The sequence below is a fragment of the Micromonospora sp. WMMB482 genome, from assembly GCF_019038635.1.
Lineage (GTDB): Bacteria > Actinomycetota > Actinomycetes > Mycobacteriales > Micromonosporaceae > Micromonospora > Micromonospora marina.
The window spans coordinates 1-6,946 of record NZ_JAHOPD010000034.1 but is presented as its reverse complement, the minus strand read 5'-3'; the positions used below and the strand labels follow the sequence as shown (position 1 = coordinate 6,946).

The following is a 6,946-nucleotide window of genomic DNA, read 5'->3' as shown; positions in this document are numbered from 1 at the left end:
GCTGTCCACCCTGGAGGAACAGGTGCTCGGCCGCGCCGCGCGGGGCCGGTTCGGGTCAGCCCCTACATGCTGCCCGGGACACTGCCGAACATGGGCGCGGCCCGCATCGCGATCAAGTTCGGCATCCACGGCTACACCTCGTCCATCGGCACGGCGTGCGCGGCCGGGCGCAGTCGATCGGTGAGGCGCTGCGCATCCTGCGCGCGGGTGAGGCGGACGTGGTGCTCGCCGGATGCGCCGAGGCGCCGCTGTTCCCGACGTTCGCGTACGCGTTCGGCAACGCCCGGGCGCTCGCTCGCGGCTGGGCCGACCCGGCCGCCGCGAGCCGCCCCTTCGACAGGCGTCGCAACGGGCTCGTCTCTCGGCGAGGGCGCCGGGTGTTCGTGCTGGAACGCGCCGCGCACGCCGCCGCGCGCGGTGCCCACCGCCATGCCGACGTGCTCGGCTGGGGCGCCACGAACGACGCCCACCACCCGACCACGCCGCGCCCGACGGCGCCGGCGCGGCCGCGTGCATGCGGATGGCCGTCCGCGACGCCGGGCTGGTGCCCGGCGACATCGGGTACGTCAACGCGCACGGCACCAGCACCCGGGCCGGGGACGCCGCCGAGCTGGCCGCGCTCGCCGAGGTGTACGACACCGGCCCGCCGCCGATGAGTTCGACGAAGGGCGTGACCGGGCACATGCTCGGCGTCTCCGGCGTGATCGAGGCGGCCATCGCGGTCGAGGCGCTGCGTCGCGGCCTGCTGCCGCCCACGCACAACCTGGACGACCCGGAACGCGCCGGGAGGTCGACCACATCCGCGCGAAGGCGCGGGCGGTGGAGGTGGACGCGGTGCTGTCCAACTCGTTCGGCTTCGGCGGCCACAACGTCAGCCTCGTCCTGGCGCGCCCCGCCTGACCGCGCGGTGTGCCTCAGCGCAGCGTGATCACCGTGGCGGTGTCGTACGTGGCGACGGCCACTGTGAAGTGCGGGCGCAGCATGTCGGCCACGTAGTCGAGGTCGGCGACCAGCGGCACCGGCAGCAGGGCGCGCTGGTCCGGGCCGGTACGGGTGGCGACCAGCTCGATCCGGTCGGCCTTGAGCAGCCCCGGGTGAGGAACGCGGGCAGATCCTCGGGCAGCAGGCACCGCCACATGTCGACGTTGACGATCAGATCCAGCGCGCGGCCTTGAACTGCTGGAGCACGGTGCCGAGCAGGTGGGAGTTCGTCTCGCCGGTCGGCGCGTCGTGGTCGAACGTGTGCGACCCGGCGCCAGGTCCAGCGCGGACACGCCGTTGCCCACGACCAGCGCCACGCTCGCCGCCAGCTCGTCGCGCAGCGGCGCGGGCAGGACGTCCGGCCGGCCCAGCCCACCGGCCGGTACGCCTCGATCGCCTGGCCGTAGAGCCGGATCCGGCCCAGGTGCCGGCCGAACGTGTTGAGCCCGTACAGCACCTCGACGTCGTAGCGCAGATGCTTGCGCAGCAGGTACTTCATGTTGTCCATCGAGGCGAGCCCGTTCGACGTCTTGCGGAAGTGCGGCAGGTGGTAGGAGAGCGCGTCGGCGTCCAGCCGGAACAGCTCCGGCGGCGCGCCGTGCAGGTGGAACACCCGGTAGAAGAAGTCGAGGTCCTCGAAGCCCCACTTGACCATCGCCTCGTCGAACCCGCCGACCCGCCGGAACGACTCGTGGTCCACCGACGCGTTGTGGGTCAGGCCCAGCACCCAGGGCGCGCTCGGGAAGTCGTCAGTCCGCTGAGGGAGGGCGATGTCCTCCAGCCGCGGGCACCGCGCTCGGCCCGCGCGTCGGACACCGACAGGCGCAGCGCCACCCACACGGTCCGGTACGCCGACGGCGGCGCGCCGGGCGCCGGGTACCAGACCAGGGTGTGCGAGACGACCTGGGTCTGGGTGACCGGGCCGGAGAAGTCGGCGAGTACCGCGAGCGCGCGGTCCACCGCCGCCGCCTCGATCGAGCCGGCGGGCGCGCCGGGCCGGCCGGTCAGCGCCAGCGCGGCGAACCAGCCCCGGTCGTCCTGCCCGATGCCGAGCCGGGTGCCGCGCTCGGTCAGCTCCACCACTGTCAGTTCCGGGGCCAGCGCGGCCAGCCTCGGGTCACCACCGGGTGCCGCGCCCCGGGCCCGGTCACGGCGCCGGTGCAGCCGGCGGCGGAGCATCAGATCCTCGTACCACCAGCGGCCGCCCCGGCGGGCGAACGCCGCGGCCACCGCCAGCAGCGCCAGGACGGCGACCACCACGAGCAGCCACGCCGGGCCGGCGGTGGCGAACCAGACGGCGAGCGCGGCGCACTCCACCACCACGAGCTGCCCGACCACGACCGGGCCGAGGCGTCCCCGGCGGCGCTTGTCGGCCGGGGTGACCGGCCGGTCCGGTACGGCGGGAGCGGTGGCGGTACGACCGGGTGGCGCCTGCAGCTGCGTCATCGGTGTGCGTCCCTTCTGGACATCCTGGGCATCCGCCGGCGGGTGCGGTCGTTCGGGCGGCGGACGGGGTCCGGCGCACCCCCGGCGGCCCCTTATCGTAGGGAAGCCCGCGGCGCTGTTCGGACCTGTCGCCGTGGACCCACCCCCGCCGGAGGTTAGTCATGCGGACCCGCCGCGATCAGGTGCAGGCGTACCGCTTCGTCACCCGCCGCATCGTCTCGGCGCTGCTCTCGGTGATCCGGAGACGAACGACCTGCCGATGCGCCGCCTCGGCATGGCGGTGTTCGGCAGCGTCATCGCGGCCGCGGTGGTGCTCGGCGGCGTGGGCGCGTACGGGCAGCTCACCAGCAACTCCGCACCGCTGGAGCCGAACACGCTGGTGATCGAGCGGGAGACCGGCGCGACGTACTACTTCGGCGAGGACGGGGTGCTGCGCCCGACGCTCAACTACGCGTCGGCGCGGCTGATCGTCAACGACGCCGCGGCGCAGCCGCGCACCATGTCCCAGGCGTCGATCAAGGATCGTCCACGCGGGCGGCTGGTCGGCATCGTGGGCGCCCGGACGACCTGCCGGATCGCAGGTCGCTGGCCGGGCTCCCTGGTCGGTGTGCGACGTGCCGAATCCGAACGACCCGCAGCGCTCCAGCACGCACCTGGTGATCGACCGGGCGCTGCCCGGCGGCACGGCGCTCACCGACCGGGCCGTGGTGGTGCGGACCAGCGACGCGCGTTACCTGCTCACCGGCGGTTCCCGGCTGCGGGTGGCCGGCGACGAGCAGGCGCTGGTGGCGTTGAAGATGGCCGGCGCGACGAACCTGACCGTCGGGCAGCAACTGCTGAACGCGGTGCCGGTCGGCCCGGATCTGCGCAAGCCGGCGATCGCCGGGGACGGCGGCGCGAGCGGGCTGACAGTGGCCGGCCGGCCGGCCCGGATCGGCCAGGTCTACCAGGCCGCCGGCCAGTACTACGTGCTCACCCGGCGGGGCCTCGCGACCGTCCGTGAGGTCACCGCGCTGCTGCTGCTCGGCGGCGGGGGCGAGGTGACGCAGATCACCCCGACGAGGCGGGCCGGCTCCTCACCGACCAGCGCCTGGACGCGGACGGCCTGCCGGCCCGGTTGCCGGCGCTGCACGAGGTCCGTCCGGGGCGGACGGTGCTCTGCGCCACCTACCGGCCCGGCCCGGCCGGTCAGCCACCGACAACCACGCTGGAGGTCTTCGACTCCCCACCGGCCGAGCTGACCTCGGCGACCGCGATGCCCGCGCGGCAGGGCGCCCGGGACGCGGTTCGCACCGCCGAGAGCGTGCTGCTGCCCGGCGGCAAGGGCGTGCTGGTGCAGGCCACGGCCGGGGAGAGCGGCAAGGCGGCGGCCGGTTCGACGGTCTACCTGATCACCGCGCAGGGCATCCGCTATCCGCTCGGCACCGCCGGGGGCGACGCGAAGAGCGCGCTCGGGTACGGCGACGTGAAGCCGCTCGCCGTACCCGCCTCGCTGCTGGCGCTGGTGCCGACCGGTCCGACACTGTCCCGCGAGGATGCGATGACCTACTTCGATGCGTCGACTCCTCCCGGGGCCACCGAGACGCCCTCGGCCGGAGGCGGGGCGGCGCAGGTCCAGGCGGTTGACCGGCCCTCGGGCGATCCGAAGTGGAGGATCTCCGTCACGGGTCGCCCGGGTTGGCCCGCTTCGACTAACCTGAGTGCGGCGAACGGTTATCGACGATGACTACGGGGATGCAGCCATGACGGGGCGCACGACAGTAGACGTACTGTCCTTGGAGGACTTTCACAGCGGCTCGATCGGCGCCTGCACGAGGCGGAGTCGGTGTTGCGCAAGCTCAACACCCAGATGCAGTGCCGCCCGCCGGCCCTCGGCACGTTCACCGACGCGACCGACAACGCCCGTCGCTACTCCGAGACCCACCAGAGCTACGTCAACCACGTCGACCGGCTGCGCCGGGCGATCCTGGCCGCCCGCGAGGCGACCCACAAGATCATGACGAACTACCGGACCGCCGAGGCCCGCAACGCCGCCGCCGCGGCCGACATCGCCGCCGCCCTCTCCGGGCTGAACGAGGCGATGGAGCAGCCGAAGGAGGATCCGCGTGTCTGAGTACACCCAGCGCTACGAGCATGTCCCGCACGAGGAGCTCTACCAGGGCGTCAACGCCGGCGACCCGAAGCAGATCGAGGCGCTCAGCGCCCAGTGGACCTCGCTGAAGGGCACGCTCGACGACCTCGGCCGCGACCTCACCGCCGACCTGGAGGCGCTGGCGAAGACCTGGACCGGCGACGCCGCGCGCGAGTTCCACCGCCGGCTGGACATGGTCGTCCGCTACTCCGGCAACCTCGCCGAGGGCATGACGGGCGTCCGGCAGGGCCTCGACATGATGTCCAGCGAGCTGCGGGCCGCCCAGTCGAAGGCGGAGAGCCCGGAGAAGACCGACGACAACGACAAGCTGCTCTCCGCGCCGGCAAGGGCTTCCTGCTCGGCGGCGCACCCGGTGCGGTGATCGGCGGGATCGTCGGCCACCAGCAGGACAAGGCCGAGCAGGAGAAGGCGCACCAGCGGATGGTGCAGGTCGTGGCGAAGCTCGCCGAGGGCTACGACTTCTCGGCGTACGGCCGGATCGTCGTGCCGGAACCGCCGGAGATCGAGCTGCCCGGCCACACCGGCAACGGTGACCCGACGCTGCAGAACGGGCCGTCGGTGAAGACGCCGTCGTCCGGCCCGAGCCTGGGCAGCTTCGGTCCGGGCGCGAACGCCACCGCCACCACGTCGGGCGTGCACCACACGGCCCCGACCGGCGGCACGCCGGGCGAGGGCACGCCGGGTGCGGGCACGACGGGTGGCCAGCCGGGCGTCGGCGTTCCGGGTTCGGTGCCGACCGGCGGCACCGTCGACCCGACCGGCACCTCACTGGCCGGCGCCGCTCCGCTGACCAGCACCGCCGGCGGCCCGACGATCGGCGGCGGCCCGGGCTTCGGTCCCGGCGGCGCCGGATCGACGACGATGAGCGCCGGCGGCGCAGGTGGCGGGCTCTACGGCGCCCCCGGCGTGCTGAGCACCGGCTCGCTCGCGGGCACCGGCGCCAACTCGGCGTCCTCGGCCCGCTTCGGCGGCGTGTCCGGCGCGGAGAACCGCTCGGCGGCCGGCACGGGCCGGCTCACCTCCGGGCGGGGCCTCGTGGTCGACGCCGGGAGCAAGTCCGCCGAGCGCACCGGCGGCGCCACCGGGCGGCCCGCGATGGCCGGCCGCAGCGGCGTGCTGGGCGGGCGAGGCGGCCACGGCGACGACGAGTCCGACGGCCGCCTGACCTGGCTCACCGAGGACGAGATGGTCTGGGCGACGGCGACACCGCCCCGCCGCCGGTGCTCGGCGGCAACTGACACCGCACCCGCGCGAGTGGTCCGTCCACACCGACCCGTGGGGTGGCTCACGTAACGCGCAAGATCCTTGAGCTGCGGGATCCTCCGCTGACCGATAGGTTGAAACGGTGCTGCCCGTAGCGTTCGACCCGTCCACCTGGACGGCGACGCTGCGCCGGATCGCCCGCACGGCGGTGGCCAGTCTGGTGCTGATCGCCGGCCTCCAGGGCATCGCCGCCGCACCCGCCCACGCCGCCGCGTCCTCGCACGCGACAGACGCCCCGCACGCCGTCGCGACTGGGCACGTCGCGGCGATCGAGCGACTCGCCGCCGTCGAGCACGTCACGGCGCGGCAGGCGGCCACGGCCGGCGCCGCACGCACCGCCGATCTCACGGCGGGCGACGCCACGACCGCCACCCGCGGACGACCGGTCCCGGCACCGGCCCGGCCGTCACCGAGGCCCCTTCCGCCGACTCCGCCGGGCGCGTCCCGGCGTCGAGGTCGCCGCCGCCGCCGACCCCGGCCGGGCGCACATCGCCCGTCGCGGCCCGCCGCACGCCTGACCGGGCGCCCTTCCGGTACGCCCCGGCGCGGTCCCACAGCCCGCACCCGGCGCCCTGCCGCGCGTCCCGTCGCGTCTGAGTCACGACGCGCACCGCCCGGATGTCGGGCCACAACCGTTGATCATCTTTCGTTCCACCACGAGGTGCTGGTGATGCAGACCGTATTCTCCACCGTCCTGCCCGACATGCCCGCGGCCGCCGTGATCTGGCTGGTCCTGCTCGCCGTGGCCGCGACAGTGGTCGCCGCGCTGATCGTCCGGCCGTCCCGGTTCCGTTCCGAACTGGTCGAACGGATCAGCGACGCAGCCCGGCCGAGCAGCATCGAACGCGCCGAGCGCACCCGCGTACGGGACCGGGAACGGATCCGCTACGCCGACGAGATGGCGGTGGCGGCCTCCCGTGCGACGGCGACCGCCGAGCGGAGCCGCGCGGATGGCTGAGCGCCCAGGAGGAGGCCGAGGCCACCTGGCAGGCGTACCAGGCGGCGAGGAGGACGTCCGGCGCCTGACCGCCGCCGCGGCGCTCCCGCTGCCTCGGACGCCAAGACGCCGGCCGAGTACGCCGACCGGGAGCGCTGGCTGCACCG

General features: G+C 74.5%; 6 protein-coding genes and 2 pseudogenes. 6 read left to right on the top strand and 2 right to left on the bottom strand.

The features are described 5' to 3' along the window. A pseudogene (locus KSK32_RS32800) lies at positions 1-900 on the top strand (beta-ketoacyl synthase); the annotation flags it as partial. A gap of 28 nt (positions 901-928) precedes the next feature. Here the strand turns inward: KSK32_RS32800 and KSK32_RS32795 are convergent. Further along, on the bottom strand, positions 929-1,708 hold the full coding sequence (locus KSK32_RS32795; RefSeq protein WP_308163841.1) for a galactosyltransferase-related protein: 780 nt from the start codon (positions 1,706-1,708) through the stop codon (positions 929-931). Beyond that, positions 1,696-2,427 carry a hypothetical protein gene (locus KSK32_RS32790; protein WP_254188953.1) on the bottom strand — a complete coding sequence of 244 codons (732 nt, stop codon included), beginning with the start codon at positions 2,425-2,427 and terminating at the stop codon, positions 1,696-1,698. Before KSK32_RS32790 ends, KSK32_RS32795 begins: the two co-directional genes overlap by 13 nt. A 259-nt stretch (positions 2,428-2,686) precedes the next feature. On the opposite strand from KSK32_RS32790, the pseudogene eccB reads away from it, so the two are divergent. The 5 genes and pseudogenes from eccB (at position 2,687) to KSK32_RS32770 (ending at position 6,800) form a co-directional block, all read left to right on the top strand. Beyond that, positions 2,687-4,153: pseudogene (gene eccB / locus KSK32_RS35090) on the top strand (type VII secretion protein EccB). Positions 4,154-4,252: 99 nt separating this feature from the next. Continuing rightward, on the top strand, positions 4,253-4,540 hold the full coding sequence (locus KSK32_RS32780; protein WP_289256956.1) for a hypothetical protein: 288 nt from the start codon (positions 4,253-4,255) through the stop codon (positions 4,538-4,540). Next, entirely contained in the window at positions 4,533-4,940 is a 408-nt protein-coding gene (locus KSK32_RS34005) for a WXG100 family type VII secretion target (protein ID WP_308163840.1), read from the top strand. Before KSK32_RS32780 ends, KSK32_RS34005 begins: the two co-directional genes overlap by 8 nt. After that, positions 4,937-5,872: a hypothetical protein gene (locus KSK32_RS32775; protein ID WP_254188952.1), complete on the top strand. Its 936-nt coding sequence runs from the start codon at positions 4,937-4,939 to the stop codon at positions 5,870-5,872. The genes KSK32_RS34005 and KSK32_RS32775 overlap by 4 nt, the downstream gene beginning before the upstream one ends. 640 nt (positions 5,873-6,512) lie before the next feature. Next, positions 6,513-6,800 carry a hypothetical protein gene (locus KSK32_RS32770; protein ID WP_254188951.1) on the top strand — a complete coding sequence of 96 codons (288 nt, stop codon included), beginning with the start codon at positions 6,513-6,515 and terminating at the stop codon, positions 6,798-6,800. Positions 6,801-6,946: the final 146 nt, after the last annotated feature.